Raw genomic sequence first — 17,162 nt, forward strand, 5'->3', positions numbered from 1 at the left:
CGCGCGCTCCTCACCGCAGCCGGGGCACGGTCAGCACCCGCCCCGGCCGCAACTCGCGTGGATCGCCGATCCCGTTGGCGCGGGCCAGTTCCCGCCACGCGTCCGGCCGCCGGTACACCGCCGCGGCGATGCTGCTCAGCGTGTCCCCCCGGCGCACCACGTAGCTCTTCTCCACCGTCGGCGAGGACCGGGGCGTGTCCGCGACCTGCACGGCCGCCGGCCGGAACTCCTTGAGCGTCAGGTCCAGCAGCGCCCGCAGCGGCACCCCGTCCGCCCGGAACAGCTGGTAGTTCACGTCCAGCTTCTCCACGACCCCGGTGAACACCGCCTCGTCCCACACGAACCGGACGACCGGCGGCGCGTGTTCCCTGCTGTCCGGGCGCAGCAGCGCCCGCACCGCGTCGACGTAGCGGGTGCGGACGTTGTCCAGGGTGTCCGAGGTGTCCACCAGGGCCTGCACGGTGAGCGTCTCGGTGCCGCCGCGCACGTACTGCAGCGGTGGCGTCTCCAGCCCGGGGATGGTGATCTCCGCGAAGGTGTTGCTCTTGCTCAGCTTGTAGTCGGTCGGGTTGAACCGCAACGGGATCCGCCGCTGCCGGTCGTCGGCGATCACCGGCCGGACGATCTCCAGGCGGGCCCGCGCGGCGCCCTGGCGGGCGAACGACACCGGCGTGATCACGGCTGGCCCTCCCCGTCACCGAACCGGCGCTCGGCCTCGGTGTGCCTGGCCCGGGCGCACTCCTGCTCGTAGAGCCGGGACCACGCCTGGATGTGCTTGTTGAACAGCCGGGTGAACACGGCACCGTCGTCGCCGTCCACCTGGAACCGCACCTCAAGGTTGTGAATGGTCACCTTCGGCACCGCGCCTCACCTCCCGAAGCCCAGCTGCGACACGGCCGTGTCCTGCAGCACCTTGGTCAGCCCCTCGTGCGCGATCTCCAGCGCCTCCACCGCGATCGCGTTCTGCTCGGCGTGCAGGTCCGGGCCGCTCCACTTGGCGGCCAGCCCACCGTGGAAGGCCCAGGCCGCGCCGGGCAGGCCGTCCGGCCCCAGCACGATCACCGCGCCGTCGCGGCGGGCACCCAGCGAGTCGGCCAGCCCGGCCTGGTACCACGCCCACAGCCCCGGGTCGCGCAGCACACCGCGCTTCAACGTGATCCGGTTCCACGAGTGGCGCACCGGCAGCTGGTGCACGGAGTCGTTGCGCCCGCCCTCCGCGTAGCTGGTCACCTCCAGCTGCCCACCCAGGCCGGTGACCTCCTGGAACGCGCCGGCGGCCACCAGCGGCAGCAGCAGCGCCTGTGCGGCGGGCAGGTAGGCGTCACCCGGGTCCAGGGTGACCAGGAATCGGTACTTGGGCAACGGGTCCGGCGTCACGCCTCGATCACCTCCAGGCCGCGGTCCTGGCCGAGCACCAGTCGCAGCCGGACGAACTCCATCGGCACCGCGGGCGCGACCTCGACCTCGCACACCACCTGTGCCGGATCCTGCTCGGGCGGGTTGTTCGTGTCGTCGCAGACCACCCGGAACGCCTGCTCCGGCCGGGCCCCGGCCAGCGCGCCCGCCTGGAACGCCGCCAGCAGCACCGAGGTCAGCGCCCGCACCAGGGCCAGCCGCAGCTCCGGCGAGTTGACGTCGAACACCAGCGGCGTCGCCACCCGCCGGAACGCGCGCACCAGCAGGTGCACCAGCCGGCGGTGCGCGACGTAGCGGCCGCGCGGATCCGCCGCCAGGGTGCGCCCGCCCCACACCAGCAGGCCGCGCCCGCGCGTGCACCGCACCAGGTCCACACCGGACTCGAACAGCCGAACCTGTTGCGGCTCGGGGAACTCCACCGCAAGGTCGACCGCGTCCATGAGCACGGCGTTGGCCGGCGTGTGGTGCGCGCCGCGCTCACCGTCCAGCCGGGCGATCACGCCCAGCACGTGCCCGCAGGCCGGCACGGTCCGCGGTTCCCGCCCGTCGGGCACGCGCAGCGGCGGGTGGTAGACGGCCGCGGCGCGCAGCAGCGCGGTGTCGCCCGCCGCGGCCAGCGTCCGCACCCAGGCCACCGCATCGTCCACAGCGGACAGTCCCGGTGGGACGTCGAGCACGGCCAGCCGGTCGAGCGCGGCGGCCGCGCTGGCCAGCAGCTCCAGCACCACCTCGGTGTGCTCCGCACCGGTCACGTCGCCGCCCAGGTCGGGCAGGGCCACCAGCGCCGGCTCGGGCAGGTCGGCCTGCGTCCGCACCGCGCCCAGGTACTCCGCCTGTCCCGGCGGCGCGTCCGCGCCACCGGCCAGCACCAGGTCCCAGGACAGCGAGATCGGTCCCTGCTCCCGCGCACCCGGCGCCGGTCCGACCGGCACCACCCGGATCAGCCGGGAGGCGGTCAGCCCGGCGGCCACCTCGGCGGGTGGCAGGCCGGCGAAGGTCTCCACCGGCTCACCGGCCACCAGCACCCGCACGGTCACCGTCGGCGGCCCGGCGAGCGTGCTGCCCTGGTACCGGATCAGCACCCGGCAGCCGTTGGCCCACGCCCCCGGGCTGGTCGCGACCACCCGGTAGGCGGTGTGCGCGAACCCGGCCCGGTCCCCGACCGTCCACAGTGCACCCGCGGTCGCGCTCGGCCCGGCCACCCGCAGCACCCACGCCCGTCGACCGCCGTTCTCGAAGAACCCGCGCAGCGCGTACGGCGCGGCCGAACTCCCGTCGGGCACGCCGAAGGCGCCCACCACGTCGTTCCAGCTCTCCACCCGGACCGGCGTGGCCACCGGGCCGCGGCGGAACCGACCGAGGAACGCCGCCACATCCGTGCGCAGCGGCTCCACCTCGGCCGCGCGCGGCACGAACGTCAGGGATACGCCGGGGAGCGCGTCGGTGGTCATCTCAGGCGTCGATCAGCAGGCTCTCGACGCACAGCACGAGCGTCTCCATGGCGATCTCGTTCTTGGTGGCGCTCAGCGTCGGCCCGGTGTACTTGGTGGGCCACCCCCGGTCGAAGTTCCACCGCATCACCTCAACGCGGTTCTCGTTGAGCAGCACGATCGACCCGGAGGTGCGCCGCACCTTGCCGTTGAGCGCGTCCACCACCCAGTTCCAGAAACCCACGTGCCCGGTGATGCCGCGCTTGAGCGTGATGTTGGTGAACTTCTTCAACCCCGGGATCTTGCGGACCGTGATGTCCTCGCTGCCGGTGCGGTACTCGATCGGCGGGACCTCCAGCTCCAGCCCGCTGGCCTCGGTGAAGGAACCGCTCACCGCGACCCCGTCGTCGCTGACGTTGGTCACGATGACCTGGAAGTTGTAGGACGCGTAGGGATCGTCCCTGGTTAGCGGTGGCATCGCCCTGCCTCTCCTGCTGTGGACGCGACTTCGGTGACGGGACCGGCGCTCAGCTGAGCTGGGTCTCGCGGGTCTTCTGCTGGATCCGGAAGATCACGAACTCGGCCGGGAAGACCGGCGCCACCCCGATCTGGCAGATCAGCCGGCCGTTCTGCAGGTCGTCCTCGGTCATCGTGGACCGGTCGCAGGCCACGAAGAACGCCTCGTCCGCGGTGGTGCCGGCGAGCGCCCCACTGCGCCAGACCGTGGTGAGGAAGTTGGTGATCGTCTGGCGCACCAGCGCCCACAGCGCCTCGTCGTTGGGTTCGAACACCACCCACTGGGTGCCCTCGTCGATCGACTCCTCCAGGAACAGGAACAGCCGCCGCACGTTGACGTACTTCCACGTGCTGTCCGAGGACAGCGTGCGCGCGCCCCACACCCGGTGGCCCAGACCGGGGAAGAACCGCAGCGCGTTGATCCCCTTGGGGTTCAACAGGTCCTGGTGCCGCTTGGTGACGTCCTGGGCGATGCCGTCGGTGAGCCGCACACCCCGGATGACCACGTTGGCCGGTGCCTTGTGCACGCCCCGCTCCACGTCCACCCTGGCGTAGATGCCGGCCAGGTGCCCGGACGGCGGCACCTCGACGTCCCGGTTGCTCAACGGGTCCCTGGTGACCAGCCACGGGTAGTACAGCGCCGCGTACTTGGTGTCGAAGGACTCCCGGAACGCCTGGATGCCCTCGATGTCCAGGCCGTCGCGCGGATCGAGCACGGCGAACCGGTCCTTGAGCAGTTCGCAGTGCGTGACCAGCGCCGACTCCACCGTGCCCGACCACACCCCTGGCACCGCGCACACGGACACCTCGTCGATGTCCTCCAGCGCGACGATCCCGGTCCGCTGGCCGCTGCCGCCGTCCTCGCCGACGAAGTCCGCCACGGTCAGCGCCGCGTAGGCATCCGACCCGCCGTCGGTCAGGCTCAGCCAGGAACCGACCGAGGGCGTGGGAAACCGCGCGGGATCAGTGGACAGACCGGGCAGCGCGGTGGCCCGCACCAGCTGGGACCGGTTGGCCAGGGTGGTCACCAGGTTCGCCGGCTCGTCGCCGGTGAGCCGCAGGTTGCCGAAGGTCTCCTCGACCACGGCACCGGCCGGGTCGGTGAACCGCACGTCCACCTGCGCCTCCACCAGGTGCAGCCGGTCGGAGTCGAACAGCGCGCCCGGCAGGTCCTCGGTGAACGTGACGACGTCCTCGGCGATCTTGTCCACGGTCCGCGTGGTCAGCGTGGTCCCGTTGTCGACCTGCACCACCGCGTCCCGGTACAGCCGGCTGGCGCCGCCGACCCGCAGCGTGCGCCCGGCACCGGCGGGGTTGCCCCGGCGCACCCGGCGCACCGCCTCCCCCGGCTGCCACTCCGGGTGGCTGGTGTTGGCCGGGAAGGTCAGCGTGACCCGGCCCGACGCCGGCTGGCCCACCTGCACCTGGTACCGCGTCACACCGATCAGCACCCACACGTCGGCGGGCAGCTCGTCGGGGTCCAGCCCGGGCACCGCGTCCACCTCGACGGTGGTGCTGTCCTGGGCCGCCGTCGCGGCGAGCCGGGTGGCGAACGCCGTCCCCTCCTGCGGGTCGGGCAGCACCGGCAGGGCCGCGCCGACCACCGGCTGCACCCGGACCTGCACCGCCCCGCCCCACGAGCCAGGGCTGACCGCGCTGAACCTCAGTGTCTGCTCGGCGGCGCGCTCACCCACCTGCACGTAGTCGCCACGGGACGCCCGGACCTCGGCGGGCAGCTCCGCGTCCAGCTCGATGCGGCGGTTGGCCACGTCGTAGCCGGTGATGCCGGCGGTGTGGATCAGCCGCTGGTCGTCGCCTCGGACGATGTCGACCCGCTGCCCGACCCCGGTGAACCCGATCAGGTGCGCCAGCCGCAGGCTGGTCGCCTTCTTGGCGGCGTTGCCGGTGATCTGGCTGACCAGGCCGTGGCCGAGCGCACCCGAGGACGGCGTCGCCTGCCTGCTGGCCACCCGCTTGACGTAGAGCCGCTGGCCGCCGTTGTCGAAGAAGCCCTTGACCGCCAAGGGGAACAGCCACCACCGGCCGCCCTCGTCCGGATCACCGGCCCACCTGTCCCGCAGGCCCGGCTCCGGTTCCGGCAGGAAACCGCCGAAGACGCGCTGGAACTCCAGGAAACTCGTGACCAGCTTGGGCTTGCCGGTGTACGGGCCGCGAACGGTGACCCCGACCATGCCCGCGGTGCTGGTGCTCACCCCCGCGATCGGCCGCGGCCCGGCGTCGACCTCTTCGACGTAGACCCCGGGGCTCAGGTACTCGGGCATGGCTGGCTCCTCTGTTTTCCTCACTGCTCGCGGATCTCGATGACATGCGCCGCGTCGGCGTCCCGGGGCAACTGGATGACCAGTGATCCGGTTCGGCCCGGCCGTTCGGTGGCGTGCAGGTGGAACGTTTCCTCGACCGCGTCCTCGCTGGCCTTCTCGCCCTCCCAGCGCAGGGCCAGCCGGAACGCGCCGGTGTCGTCGGAGAGCGTGCGCTCCCGCCACGACACCAGATCCCGGTGCTGCTGTCCGCGCACCTCCACCAGCGCGTTGCGCACCGGGGCGTTGGCCACCGGGTCGCGCACCACGCCGTGCACCGTGCGCACGCCGGGCGGGTAGGCGAAGGACACGCTCGGCAGCAGCCGGACCAGCCTCGCTTCCACCTCCTCGGTGGGGGGCTGGTCGGGTCGGTGCGGCCGCACGGAGAACTCGACCCCGACCAGGTCGGCGGTGAACGGCTGGTCGTCGGCGGGGTACAGCGGCCGGTACCCGGCGGCGGCGAACCGGGCGCGGTAGCGGTCCACCTGGTCCGGCGGCACCCCACCGCGCCGGCCCAGCCCCGGGTAGGCGAGCGCGGCACTGGGGGTGCGCACCACCGGGGTGTCCTGCGGTTCCCAGCGGCCGTTGACCCACCGGTCCAACGCGACCGACACGCCCGCGGTGCGCACCTTCCTGGCGAAGTCGTCGAACGGCACGAACCAGGCCGGGCTGTAGCCCACCAACCGGGCGACGGGCAGCATCCGACTCATGCCGTGGCCACCCCGTCGATGATCCGGTGCCGCACCGGGCGGACCACCTGCTCGGCCAGTGCGTCCAGGTTGACGACGCGGACCTCGTAGTTCAGCGACAGCCGGTAGGGCTTCTGGATCGCGTACCAGACCCAGGACTTCTGGTCCAGGGTGAGCGGCGTCAGGGTGACGTGCAGCGAGTCGGTCGTCCCGGCCAGGCTGCCGGACAGCTGGGCGCCGTCCAGGATCGCGTCGTCGTAGAACGCCTGCAGGGCCCGGCCGAGCATGCGGTGCTGGGTCGGCTGGTCACCGCCCCACGGGGTGACCAGGTACCGCAGCAGCAGGGCCATGGGCGGCTTGCGGGTGGTGGCGGGTGTGACCGGGGGCTGGGACCGCACCGGCGGCCGGTTGCGCGAGGTGGGGTCCTCGGCGATCTCGTACAGGAACACCGTCAGCTTCGGTGGCGGGGTCTGCACCGGCTCGGACAGGTCGTGCAGCTCCGCGATCGGCGGGTCCTGGCTCAAATCGCCCAACGCCCGCGTCAGGGTCTCCACGATGACCGCTGAGACGTCGGCGATGACGCCGAAGTCGCCCATGCGAATCCTCCCCAGTCCGCGCTGCGTGGCGTGCGCCGGAGAGCATGCCGGGGCCGGCGTGGCGGGAACGCGTTTTCACCGTCACCCGGGCGTCACCACGCCGTTTCCCGCTCCGCTGGGAACGCGACCGGAGACGGACCGGCAACGCCGGGGTGACAGCGATGAGGCATCCTTGCTCGGCATGGAACCCCCCTCGGAGCGCAGCGGGATCCTGATCCTCCGGGTGTGGGTGGAGGACGGCAGACCGGACAGTTTCCGGGCCCGCATCATCCGGACGATCGGCGCGCACCAGCAGCCCCCGTCCGCGGTCAGCGCGGTCGACGACGTGCACGCCGCGGTCCAGGCGTGGCTCAACGACCTGCTCGGCCCCGGTAGGTGACGTTTCCGCGACGCTCCGGTGACGCCGAACCCATAACATCCGCCACGCCACGGCGGCCGCGATCCCGCGAAACACGCGATGTTCCGAATTGTGTCGAGAGCACGCCATCCGCTCCCGCATTCACACGAACGAACGAACACACGATCATGGATTGCTCATAGCATGGGCGCCCAGTCGTCCTGTCCACAACACAATGGACCACCAGGGCCGACAACATCCGGGGGGAACGATGACCGCAAGCGCCCATGTCATCACGCTGAGACTGCTCAAGGGCTTCGCGCTGTCCGTGGACCACAACCGCGTGTGCATCTCCTCCGGTGCGCAGCGGCTCGTCGCGTTCCTCGCCCTGCAGGACATCCCGCGCACCCGCAGCTACGTGGCGGGAACTCTGTGGCCGGACGCCACGGTGGCGCGGGCCAACGCCAACCTGAGATCCGCGCTGTGGCGCACGGCCCGCACCGGCCACCAGGTCATCGAGGCGTCCGCGCAGGAGCTGGCGATCGACAAGTGCATCGCCGTGGACATCCACGACGCGGTGGCGCGGGCGCACCGGCTGCTCGACACCACGCGCCCGTGCGACGACGTCCTCACCACCCAGACCAGGACGGACCTGTCGGCCGACCTGCTGCCGGACTGGGAGAACGACTGGGTGCTCATCGAACAGGAGCAGTACCACCAGCTGCGGCTGCACGCGCTTGAGGCGATGTGCGAGCGGCTGACCACGGCGCGGCGCCACGGTGAGGCGGTGGCCGCCGGGCTCGCCGCCGTGCGCGCGGAACCGCTGCGGGAGAGCGCGCACCGCGTGCTGGTGAAGGCCCACCTCGCCGCCGGCAACCGAGGCGCCGCGCTGCGCCAGTACGAGCAGTGCCGCGTCGTGCTGCGCGACGAGTTGGGCCTGGAGCCGTCGCGGTCGCTGAAGGATCTCCTGCCACAGGCCACCGAGCGCCCCGCCCGGACCGCCGTCGCCGCCCGGTGACCAATCCGGACCGAAAATCCTCCGGAATTATCCGGCAACGCGAATATTCTCAGTCAGGACTCCCCTTTCCGTTGGTCACGACGACCCATTTCCGGGTCCGCCGCAAATCGCCGCGCATCACCACGCCACCAGACTTTTCCCACTGAGCCTTTTCCATCCTCGGGTTGTGGTGTGAGCGTTGTTCGCCCGCCGTATCGCGGCGGGCGGGCTCGCGGCGAGCGCGGCGAGGACGTCGACGGTCGCGCATCCGCTCGTCCTGGAAGGCACGGAGATCGTCTTCGTCGAAGTTGGCCGAACCGGACGCCAGCGGCATGATCGACGGGGTACCGCGCGATTCCCAGTCCCCTTCAGCCCACTCACCACCACGAAGGATGGCCACGTGCGCACACACCGTCGTCCGTTCGGCCCGGCGCTGGTCACCATCGCCACCGCCGCCCTGGTCACCACCCTCACCGCCGTGCCCGCGCAGGCGTCCGCCGTGTCCGCCCGGGTGCACACGGTGGGGCGCGTGACAACCGCCAACCACTCCCTGCACTACACCTGGCCCGGTGTCTACTTCGAAGGCCGCTTCCGCGGCGGCGGGGTCGGTGTCGTCCTCAACGACCCGGTCAACGACTACGAGGTCCAGGTCGACGGGACGACCGTGGCCACCCTGGTGACACCGGGCCGGACCACGCACTGGGTCACCGGCCTCGCCAACACCGAGCACCGCGTGCGGCTGGTGAAACGCACCGAGAGCCCGTGGGCGGCCGGCGAGTTCGGCGGGTTCGTCGCCGCCACCGGCGGCGCGATCCTGGCCAAGCCCCGGGCGCGGACCAGGCAGATCGAGTTCATCGGCGACTCGTACACCGCGGGCTACGGCAACGCCGCCGGCACCCGCGACTGCTCGGGCATCGGTGGGGTGGACCGGAACAGCAACGCCGACCTCAGCTTCGGCGCCCTCACCGCCCGCGCCCTCAACGCCGACTACCAGCTCAACGCCCACTCGGGCCTGGGCATGGTCCGCAACTACAACGGCGGCAACCCCGGGGTCGACTTCCGCACCTACTACGACCGGGGCCTGCAGAACGTCGAGGGTGACGTCTGGCGCAACCCGGGCACCTGGCGGCCCCAGGTGGTCGTGGTCGGTCTGGGCATCAACGACTTCTCCACCGCGATCAACCCCGGTGAGCCGTGGACCCCGGACAGCCTGGCCGCCGCCTACCAGGCCGCCTACCACGGTTTCCTCGACAAGCTGCGCGCCCGCTACGGCCCCGCCACCACCATCGTGGTCAGCGCCACCCACCTGGCCAACACCACCACCTTCGCCGACCTCGCCCAGCGCGTCGTGGCCGAGCGCAACCGCCGGGGCGACGACCGGGTCCGCTACTGGTACTACGACGACCCGAGCCTGGACCGCCTCGGCTGCGACTGGCACCCGTCCCTGCACGACCACCGGGTGATCGCCGACCAGCTCACCACCTACCTCGCCGCCCTGCCGCTGACCTGGTAGCCGGCACACTCCTGGTCAGGAGTGCGTCACCACGAACGGGGTGAACGCGATCCGGGTGAGCGCGCCGTCGGCCGCCCAGCGCACCGCGACGTGCTCGGCGTCCACGGTCACCTCGGTGACGACCGCGTCCAGCGCGGGTGGCTCGGGCTCGGCGGTCAGCGCCGCCAGCGCGACGTAGACCGCCGAGCCCGACGCCGCGGCGGTGAGCCGGGGCACCCGCGCCCAGGGCGTGAACGCCGTGCCCCCGGGTGCCCGCACCACGTCCTGACCGGTCCACCCGTGCAGCGGGTGCAGGGCCGACACCAGCTGCTCCTCGTCGCCGACCGCCCAGCCGGTCAGTTCCACCCGTGCGCCCTCCGGTGCTCCCACCACCCGGTGCACCCGCAGTTCGCACCGGCCCCGGGCCACCACGGCGCTCTCCACGCGCAGGCCGGGCACCATGGGCGGGCCGGGCCGGAAGACCGGTCGGTGCCAGGACGCGGCCCAGCCCCAGCCGGCACCGTGCCCGGCCCCCAGCGGGTGGATGCGGCGCCGCACGCTGCGCACGTCCCCGACCACCACGGCGAAGTGGTTGTCCGCGGGGTTGCCGACCGAGGTGGGGCCGGTGCGGGTGGAGTAGGCCAGCCGGCCGTAGTGCGGGTCGTCGTCCTCGGCCGACTCGCCCTCGTGCGGGCGCACGTGGTCGCTGCCGTGGTTGTGCAGCCGGACGATCCCGTCCGCGCCCGTGGTCTGCACCAGCAGGCCCGGCGCGGCCAGGCCGACCACCCGGTCCGGGCCCTCGCTGGGCGCGGCCAGCTCGGTATCGGTCCACAGTGGATGGTCGGCGGGTGCGAGCAGGCACACGAACGCCTTGCTCGCCCAGTACGGCGAGGCCGGGCCGGAGTAGTGCTGCAGGGTGGGCTCGTGCGGACCGTGCCAGCCGAGGCTGAGCAGGCCGTTCGCGTCGAGCGCGCCTCGGTCGAGGAAGTAGCGCAGGCAGCCGCTCAGCAGCCGCCGGGACACCCCGGGGGCCAGCGGCGTGTGGCCGGTGACCGCGCCGAGCGCCACGGCCGCGCCCGCGGCGAACCGGTAGGTCAGCGACCGCCCCTGGTGGATCGGGGCGCCGTCACCGCCGAACAGCAGGCTGAAGCTGGCCAGGTGCTCGCTGAGCCGGTCACCGTGCACTGTGGACTCGCCGCGCAGGTGGGCGTCGAGCACCGGGTACAGGTGCAGTGCCCAGCCGTTGTAGTGGTCGAACGCGCGGCCGTCGCCGTCGGCGTACCAGCCCTGGCCGCGGTACCACGTCTCCAGCAGGTCCAAGGCGCGCTGTCGGGCCCGGCTCGTCTCGGCGTCGCCCCGGCCCACCGACTCCAGGAATCCGGCCACCGTGTACGGGAACAGGTACCAGTTGTTGGGCGCGGGCACCGCGCGCAGCGCACCGCGCAGCCAGCCCGCCACGCGGTCCTGCACGGCCGGGTCGAGGTGGTCCCACAGCCACCGGCGGCTCAGCCGCAGGCCCAGCGCGATCGACGCGGACTCGACCATCGGCTGGCCCTGGACGTGGTGGTCGAGGATGAGCGGCCAGGACTCGGCGTCGTCCGCGCCGGGCGTGCGCGTGCCCTCGGCGAGCCCGTCGGCGTAGCGGCCCAGCCAGCCGTGCGGGTCCGCGCCGTCGGCGCCGGCCACCCGGAACGCCGCGGCCAGCAGCGTGCGCGCGAACCCCTCCAGGCCGTCGGAGCGGACCCCGCTGCGCGAGGGCCGGCCAGGTAAGTCGAGCCGGGCGCCGTGCGGGCTGGCCCAGCGCCAGGCCGCGGCCAGCAGGCCGTCCGCGGCGGCTTCCCAGTGCCCTCGGGTGTAGCCGGTGTGCGGGCTGCGGTCCCGGTCCTCGGCCGGCAGTGCCAGTGTGTTCACGCGATCAGTCCCATCCGGTCTCGGCGCACGGGGTGCGCGAAGCCGGCACCGGCGGCCCAGCGGGCCAGCTCGGTGACGGCTGTCTCGGCCAGTCGGCGCCATTCGTTTCCCTGCGACCCGGCCAGGTGCGGGGTGATCAGCACGTTGTCGCAGTCCCACAGGGGATGTCCCGGTGGCAGCACTTCGGGGTCGGTGACGTCCAGCACCGCGCGGATGCGGCCGGCCAGCACCGCGTCGGTCAGCGCGTCCTGGTCGACCACGGCGCCGCGCGCGGTGTTGACCAGGACGGCGTCCGGGCGCATGGCGTCGATCAGGTCGCGGCTGACCAGCCCGCGGGTGGCCGGCAGCAGCGGGGTGTGCACGCTGACCACGTCGCCGCGCTCGAACAGCTCGCCGATGCCGACCAGGTCGACGCCGAGGTCGGCGGCCTCCTCGGCGGTCACGTACGGGTCGTGCAGCAGCACCCGCAAGTCGTAGGGGCGCAGCAACTCGATCACCCGCCGCCCGATCAGCGACGCCGACAGGATGCCCACGGTGCGGCCGTAGTTGCCCACCTCGCGCGGGACGCGCAGGGCGGCCTCGCCCTGGCGCGCCGCGCGGTAGTGCCGCGCGCGTTCCAGCACCCGCTTGCCGGTCAGCAGGATCATCGCCACGGTGTACTCGGCCACGGGCAGGGCGTTGGCCGCGGCGGCCGAGGACACCTCCAGGCCGCGGTCCCAGCACGCCTGGGTGATGTGGCCGCGCACCGATCCGGCCGTGTGCACCACGGCGCGCAGCCGGGGTGCGGCGGCCAGCACGACCCCGTCCAGGGGTGGGCAGCCCCACCCGGTGACCAGGACCTCCACCTCCCGCAGCACCGCGCGGGCCCGCTCGGTGCCGAAGTCGTCGAGCACCGGCCCGGGGGCCAGGTCGCAGACCTCGCGCAGCGCGGCCACCGCGTCGGCGTCGAGCACGGCTGCCGCGGCCTCCGGCGTCATGGCCAGCGCGGCGCGCGGGCGGCGGGCGCTCACTTGACCGCCCCCGCGGTCAGCCCGGACCGCCAGAAGCGCTGCAGCAGCACGAACGCGACGATCAGCGGCAGCACCGCCAGCAGGGACCCGGTGATCACCGCCGGGTAGTACTCGGGGGACACGGTGGCCGAGCTGTTCCAGCTGTACAGGCCCAGGCTCACCGGGTACAGCCGCTGGTTGGACAGCATCACCATGGGCAGGAAGAAGTTGTTCCAGATCGCGGTGAGCTGGAACAGGAACACGGTGACCACGCCGGGCCCCAGCATGCGCAGCGCGACCCGGAAGTAGGTGGCCAGTTCGCCGGCGCCGTCCATCCTGGCGGCCTCAAGCACCTCTCCGGGCACGTAGCCCTCGCTGAAGATGCGTCCCAGGTAGACCCCGAAGGGGTTGAACAGCACCGGGATGAACACCGCCCAGAAGGTGTTGACCAGCCCGGTGCCCGAGGCCATCAGGTACAGCGGCAGGGCGAGCACGGTCTGCGGCACCATCACCGCGGCCAGCACCAGGCCGAACAGCTTCTCCTTGTGCCGGAAGCGGAACTTGTCGAAGGCGTAGCCGCAGGCGACGCTGACCAGGGCGCTGAGCGCGGCGCCGCCGACCGCGTAGACCAGGCTGTTGACGTACCAGCGGCCGTAGATCCCCTTGTCCATGGCGAACAGGTCGCGCAGGTTCTCCAGCGGCGAGAAGTCGCGCAGGCTCAGCACGTCGCTGCCGAACAGCGCGTCCGCGTTCTTCGACGCCGCCAGCACCAGCCACAGCGCGGGCAGCAGGGTGTACAGCACCGAGACGCCGACGACGACGTTGACGGCGGCGCGCCCGAGCAGGCGCGGCCGGAGCGCGGTTGGCGTGCTCATGACGTGGCCTTCCGACCGGCGGCGGAGCGGTTGGTCCACCGGGTGACGCCGTAGGACAGGGCGATGGTGCAGGCGAGCAGGATCACCGAGGCGGCCGCCGCCAACCCGTAGTTGTTGCGGGTGAACGCCGCGTCATAGATGTACATGCTCGGCGAGAACCGCGAGTTCACCATCGGGGAGGACTGGCTGAGCAGCATGGGTTCGGTGAACAGCTGCAGGGCCCAGATGAGGGTGAACAGCACGACCATCACGATCGAGGAGCGGATCAGCGGTGTCTTGACCCCGAGCGCGGTGCGGACCGGTCCGGCGCCGTCCACCACCGCGGCCTCGACCACCTCGCGCGGCACCGCCTGCAGCGCGGCGTAGAAGACCACCACGTTGTAGCCGAGGTTGCTCCACAGCGCGATGTTCACCATGGCGGGGATCACCGTGTGCACGCCGAGGAAGTCGACGGTGACGTCGGCCCGCGCCAGCAGGTCGACGACCGGGCTGAGCCCTGGTGTGTACAGGTACAGCCAGATGATCGCCGCGATGATGCCGGGCACCACGTGCGGCAGGTACAGCCCGAACTGGGCCAGGGACCGCAACCTGGCGGCGCCGGAGTCCAGCAGCAGCGCGAGCCCGAGCGCGGCCACCACCAGCAGCGGGATGTAGAGCAGGCAGTACAGGCCCACCACGCCGAGGCCACGCAGGAAGGTCGGGTCGCTGAGCACCGCCTGGTAGGTGCGCGGGCCGACGAAGACCGTGCGCTCGGGGCCGAAGCCCAGCCCCGGCTCGTCCGCGGTGAAGAAGCTCAGCCACACGGCCGTGCCGACCGGGATCAGGAACACGAGCACGAACAGGGTGAAGAACGGTGCCATCAGCACACCGCAGGCCACCCGCTCGCCCCGCCGGGCAACCGAGCGGGTGACGGGCGCCGGTCGGGGGACGGCGGCCGGGGACGCGACCGTGACCATCCGGGCGTCACCTCCTCCTTCTCGCGTGGTCGGTGGGCGATCCGGTCAGTTGGTGTGCTCGCTGGTGGCCAGGCCCAGCGCCGCGAGGTCGGGCATGGTGCCCGCCTGGGCCGCGCGCACCGCCTCGATCAGCGAGCCCTGCCCGGCCGCCGCGCGGGCGAAGCCGTCCTGCATCACCGACAGGGTGGCGGTCATCCGCGGTCCCCAGATCCAGCCGTCGCGGATCTTGGCGGCCTCCTGGTCGAAGAGGGTGTAGATGTCCTGGCCGGCGTAGTAGGCCCGGTCGAAGGCGGCCCTGCCGACCTCGGCCAGGTCGGGCACGGCCGGGTACTGGCTGCTGGTGCCCGAGGACAACCGGGCGCGCAGCGCGTCGGGCGAGGACACCTGCCACTCGATGAACTCCATGGCGGCTTCCGGGTGCGCGCTGTCCTTGGTCACGGCGAAGGTGGAGCCGCCGTGCGTGCCCAGGGCGGGCCGGGCCGGGTCCCACTGCGGCAACGGCGCGAGCGCCCACAGCCCCTTCTGCCCGGGGCGGGCCTTCATCTGCGCGCCCGCGTCCCACGCGCCGCTGAGCCGGGTGAGCAGCCGGCCCTGTTGGATGTACGAGTCGTTCTGGCGGCCTTCCGAGGGGCCGGAGATGACCAGGTCGTCGTTGATGAGCCGCTGCCAGTACTCGGCGACGCGGCGGGTCGGGGCGTCGGCCAGCGACACGTTCCAGGCACCGTCCCCGGTGTCGAACCACTGCGCGCCGGCCTGCCAGCAGAACGCGGCGAAGTGGGTGCCGCCGCTGGGGACGGTGGCGAACAGGCAGATCCGCGGGCCGTCCAGCCGGTCCCGGACGGTGCGGGCCAACTCGGCGAACTCGTCCCAGGTGCGCGGCACGGCGAGACCGTGCTGGTCGAACACGTCCCTGCGGTAGTGCAGCACCATCGGCTCGATGTCCAGCGGCACCGAGAAGACCCGGCCGGCGAACGTGGTGAGGCCGAGTGCCTGTGGCAGCAGCCGGTTGCGCAGCCGTTCGCTGACCAGGTCGGTGATGTCGCGGGCCACGCCGTCGATGGCGAAGCCGGGCACCTGCGGGTACTCGATGGTGGCCACGTCGGGCGCGTTGCCCGCCCTGGCCGCGTTGCTGAGCTTGGCGTACCCGCCCTGGCCGCCCGAGGGGATCTGCTGGAAGACCACCTGGATCCGGTTCTGGCCGCGGTTGAAGGCGTCGACGACCTCCTGGCTGCCGCGCAGGGCGGACCAGAAGGTGATGCGGACCGGGCCGGCGCTCGTCGTGCTCCGACCCCCACCGGACGTGCACGCACCGAGGGCGCCGGCCAGCGGCAGCGCCAACCCCGCGGCCAACACGGATCGACGGTTGGGTGGACCAGGCATCGTTGCCTCCTCGCGTCGGTGCGACACGAGGAGTTTGACCACCTGACCGTTTAGTGGTCAATACTACAGGAAAACAAAGATTATTCGATCAAACGATCAACTCCTGCGTGGAGGACCGCACCCGGAGCCGGGGCAGCACCTCCACCCGGCGCGGGCACCAGGGCAGTCCCGAGGCGGTGCGCGCCAGCCGTTCCCGCAGCAGTTCGGCGGCCACCCGGCCGACCTCGGCCTTGGGTGGCGCCACCGCGGTCAGCGGCACCGCGCCCAGCGCGGCGACCACGTCGTCGTAGGCCACCACCGAGCAGTCCTCGGGAACGCGCACCCCGGCGTCGGTCAGCTGCTGCACCAGCATCAGGGCGTCCACGTCGCCGTGCAGCAGCACCGCCGTGGCACCCCGTTGCCGCAGCAGCGCGGCGAGCCAGCCGGGATCGGCGAAGTCCGGGCCGGGGCCGGTGGCACCGTCCACATCGGCACCAGGGGCGCTGAGCACCACGGTCCAGTCCTCGACCTCCGGCCTGTCCGCCGCGATCTCGGCGAAGGCCGCGCGCACCGCCCGCGCGGTCGGGCTGTCCGCGCGCGCCGCCAGCACGATCCGCCGGTGCCCGAGCGAGACCAGGTGCTCCACCGCGAGGTGCACGCCGTACCAGTGGTCGGTGCACACCGAGTCCACGGCGTGCAGCCGGCTGCCCCGGCGCGGGTGCCGCTCCATCAGCACCACCGGCAGCTCCACCCGGGCCAGCCAGTCGTAGTCGGCCTCCTCCGCGGCGGCACTGTGCCACCTGGGCGCGATCAGCAGCCCCTGCACTCCGTCCGCGGCCACCCGCTCGACGATCGGCTGCTCCGCGCCGACGACCTTGGGCGCGATGTGCAGCACGACCCGGAACCCGGCCGCTTCGAGCGCGCCGCGCGCACCGTGCACGACCTCGTTGAGGTAGGCGTGCCGCTCCGGCACGACCAGCGTGACCGCCCCGCCCAGGGGGGCCGCCGCCGGCGCCGGGCGGCGCTCCGGTGGCACCAGCGACCGGGCGATGCCGTGGCCACGCCGCAGCTTGCCCGCGCGCGCCAGTTCCTCCACGTCCCGGCGCGCGGTCACCACCGAGACCTCCAGTTCGGCGGCGAGATCGGTGACCCGAGCTTCGCCGCGCGCTTCGACGGCGGCCAGGATCCGCCGCCGCCGATCGTTCCCCGGCTCCCGCATGGCCCACCCTCGCTGTTCGTTTGACTGTTTCGCGGCGAGCATATCGATCAGCGGATGCCCGC

Annotated in this window: 18 protein-coding genes; 3 read left to right on the forward strand and 15 right to left on the reverse strand. The window is 72.6% G+C overall.

Going from position 1 to position 17,162, the window contains the following annotated elements; all coding sequences use genetic code 11:
- Positions 1–10: 10 nt before the first annotated feature.
- From LX83_RS00890 to LX83_RS00925, 8 genes are read right to left on the reverse strand one after another with little or no spacing between them, the layout of a single operon-like run.
- Complete coding sequence (locus LX83_RS00890) at positions 11–679, reverse strand: CIS tube protein (protein ID WP_253765869.1); 669 nt, start codon at positions 677–679, stop codon at positions 11–13.
- A complete protein-coding gene (locus LX83_RS00895; protein WP_253765872.1) occupies positions 676–852 on the reverse strand; it encodes a putative phage tail protein in 177 nt (58 codons plus the stop codon). The genes LX83_RS00890 and LX83_RS00895 overlap by 4 nt, the downstream gene beginning before the upstream one ends.
- A gap of 15 nt (positions 853–867) precedes the next feature.
- Positions 868–1,377 carry a phage tail protein gene (locus LX83_RS00900; protein ID WP_253765874.1) on the reverse strand — a complete coding sequence of 170 codons (510 nt, stop codon included), beginning with the start codon at positions 1,375–1,377 and terminating at the stop codon, positions 868–870.
- Positions 1,374–2,867: a phage tail sheath subtilisin-like domain-containing protein gene (locus tag LX83_RS00905; RefSeq protein WP_253765876.1), complete on the reverse strand. Its 1,494-nt coding sequence runs from the start codon at positions 2,865–2,867 to the stop codon at positions 1,374–1,376. Before LX83_RS00905 ends, LX83_RS00900 begins: the two co-directional genes overlap by 4 nt.
- A gap of 1 nt (position 2,868) precedes the next feature.
- Positions 2,869–3,324, reverse strand: coding sequence for a phage tail protein (locus LX83_RS00910; RefSeq protein ID WP_253765878.1), 456 nt, complete (start codon positions 3,322–3,324; stop codon positions 2,869–2,871).
- Positions 3,325–3,373: 49 nt separating this feature from the next.
- The gene (locus tag LX83_RS00915; RefSeq protein ID WP_253765880.1) at positions 3,374–5,644 is read right to left on the reverse strand and encodes a phage tail sheath C-terminal domain-containing protein; all 2,271 of its coding nucleotides are present in this window, start codon (positions 5,642–5,644) and stop codon (positions 3,374–3,376) included.
- A 20-nt stretch (positions 5,645–5,664) separates the two neighbouring features.
- Positions 5,665–6,390 (reverse strand): carboxypeptidase regulatory-like domain-containing protein, encoded by a 726-nt coding sequence (locus LX83_RS00920; protein ID WP_253765882.1) that lies wholly within the window; start codon positions 6,388–6,390, stop codon positions 5,665–5,667.
- A complete protein-coding gene (locus tag LX83_RS00925) occupies positions 6,387–6,965 on the reverse strand; it encodes a DUF4255 domain-containing protein (RefSeq protein WP_253765884.1) in 579 nt (192 codons plus the stop codon). The genes LX83_RS00920 and LX83_RS00925 overlap by 4 nt, the downstream gene beginning before the upstream one ends.
- Positions 6,966–7,146: 181 nt before the next feature.
- Here LX83_RS00925 and LX83_RS00930 point away from each other — a divergent pair, with 181 nt between their 5' ends.
- Both LX83_RS00930 and LX83_RS00935 read left to right on the forward strand, forming a co-directional pair.
- A complete protein-coding gene (locus LX83_RS00930; protein ID WP_253765886.1) occupies positions 7,147–7,344 on the forward strand; it encodes a hypothetical protein in 198 nt (65 codons plus the stop codon).
- Positions 7,345–7,573: 229 nt separating this feature from the next.
- The gene (locus LX83_RS00935) at positions 7,574–8,320 is read left to right on the forward strand and encodes an AfsR/SARP family transcriptional regulator (RefSeq protein WP_253765888.1); all 747 of its coding nucleotides are present in this window, start codon (positions 7,574–7,576) and stop codon (positions 8,318–8,320) included.
- Positions 8,321–8,369: 49 nt separating this feature from the next.
- Here the strand turns inward: LX83_RS00935 and LX83_RS38255 are convergent, their stop codons facing one another.
- Positions 8,370–8,699, reverse strand: a complete 330-nt coding sequence (locus LX83_RS38255) for a hypothetical protein (RefSeq protein WP_253765890.1) — start codon at positions 8,697–8,699, stop codon at positions 8,370–8,372.
- Between LX83_RS38255 and LX83_RS00945 the strand changes: the two genes are divergently transcribed.
- A complete protein-coding gene (locus LX83_RS00945) occupies positions 8,700–9,812 on the forward strand; it encodes an SGNH/GDSL hydrolase family protein (protein WP_253765891.1) in 1,113 nt (370 codons plus the stop codon).
- Positions 9,813–9,827: 15 nt separating this feature from the next.
- Here LX83_RS00945 and LX83_RS00950 read toward each other — a convergent pair whose 3' ends face one another.
- The 6 genes from LX83_RS00950 to LX83_RS00975 all read right to left on the reverse strand — a co-directional run bounded on the left by LX83_RS00950 (position 9,828) and on the right by LX83_RS00975 (position 17,100).
- A complete protein-coding gene (locus LX83_RS00950; RefSeq protein ID WP_253765893.1) occupies positions 9,828–11,702 on the reverse strand; it encodes a DUF2264 domain-containing protein in 1,875 nt (624 codons plus the stop codon).
- Positions 11,699–12,712 carry a hydroxyacid dehydrogenase gene (locus LX83_RS00955; RefSeq protein ID WP_253765895.1) on the reverse strand — a complete coding sequence of 338 codons (1,014 nt, stop codon included), beginning with the start codon at positions 12,710–12,712 and terminating at the stop codon, positions 11,699–11,701. Before LX83_RS00955 ends, LX83_RS00950 begins: the two co-directional genes overlap by 4 nt.
- Complete coding sequence (locus LX83_RS00960) at positions 12,709–13,566, reverse strand: carbohydrate ABC transporter permease (protein ID WP_253765897.1); 858 nt, start codon at positions 13,564–13,566, stop codon at positions 12,709–12,711. Before LX83_RS00960 ends, LX83_RS00955 begins: the two co-directional genes overlap by 4 nt.
- A complete protein-coding gene (locus LX83_RS00965) occupies positions 13,563–14,522 on the reverse strand; it encodes a carbohydrate ABC transporter permease (RefSeq protein WP_253765899.1) in 960 nt (319 codons plus the stop codon). Before LX83_RS00965 ends, LX83_RS00960 begins: the two co-directional genes overlap by 4 nt.
- A 45-nt stretch (positions 14,523–14,567) precedes the next feature.
- Positions 14,568–15,902 carry an ABC transporter substrate-binding protein gene (locus tag LX83_RS00970; RefSeq protein ID WP_253765901.1) on the reverse strand — a complete coding sequence of 445 codons (1,335 nt, stop codon included), beginning with the start codon at positions 15,900–15,902 and terminating at the stop codon, positions 14,568–14,570.
- Positions 15,903–15,990: 88 nt separating this feature from the next.
- Positions 15,991–17,100, reverse strand: a complete 1,110-nt coding sequence (locus tag LX83_RS00975; RefSeq protein WP_253765903.1) for a substrate-binding domain-containing protein — start codon at positions 17,098–17,100, stop codon at positions 15,991–15,993.
- Positions 17,101–17,162 lie beyond the last annotated feature (62 nt).

Origin of the sequence: Goodfellowiella coeruleoviolacea (assembly GCF_024171785.1) — a bacterium.
GTDB lineage: Bacteria > Actinomycetota > Actinomycetes > Mycobacteriales > Pseudonocardiaceae > Goodfellowiella > Goodfellowiella coeruleoviolacea.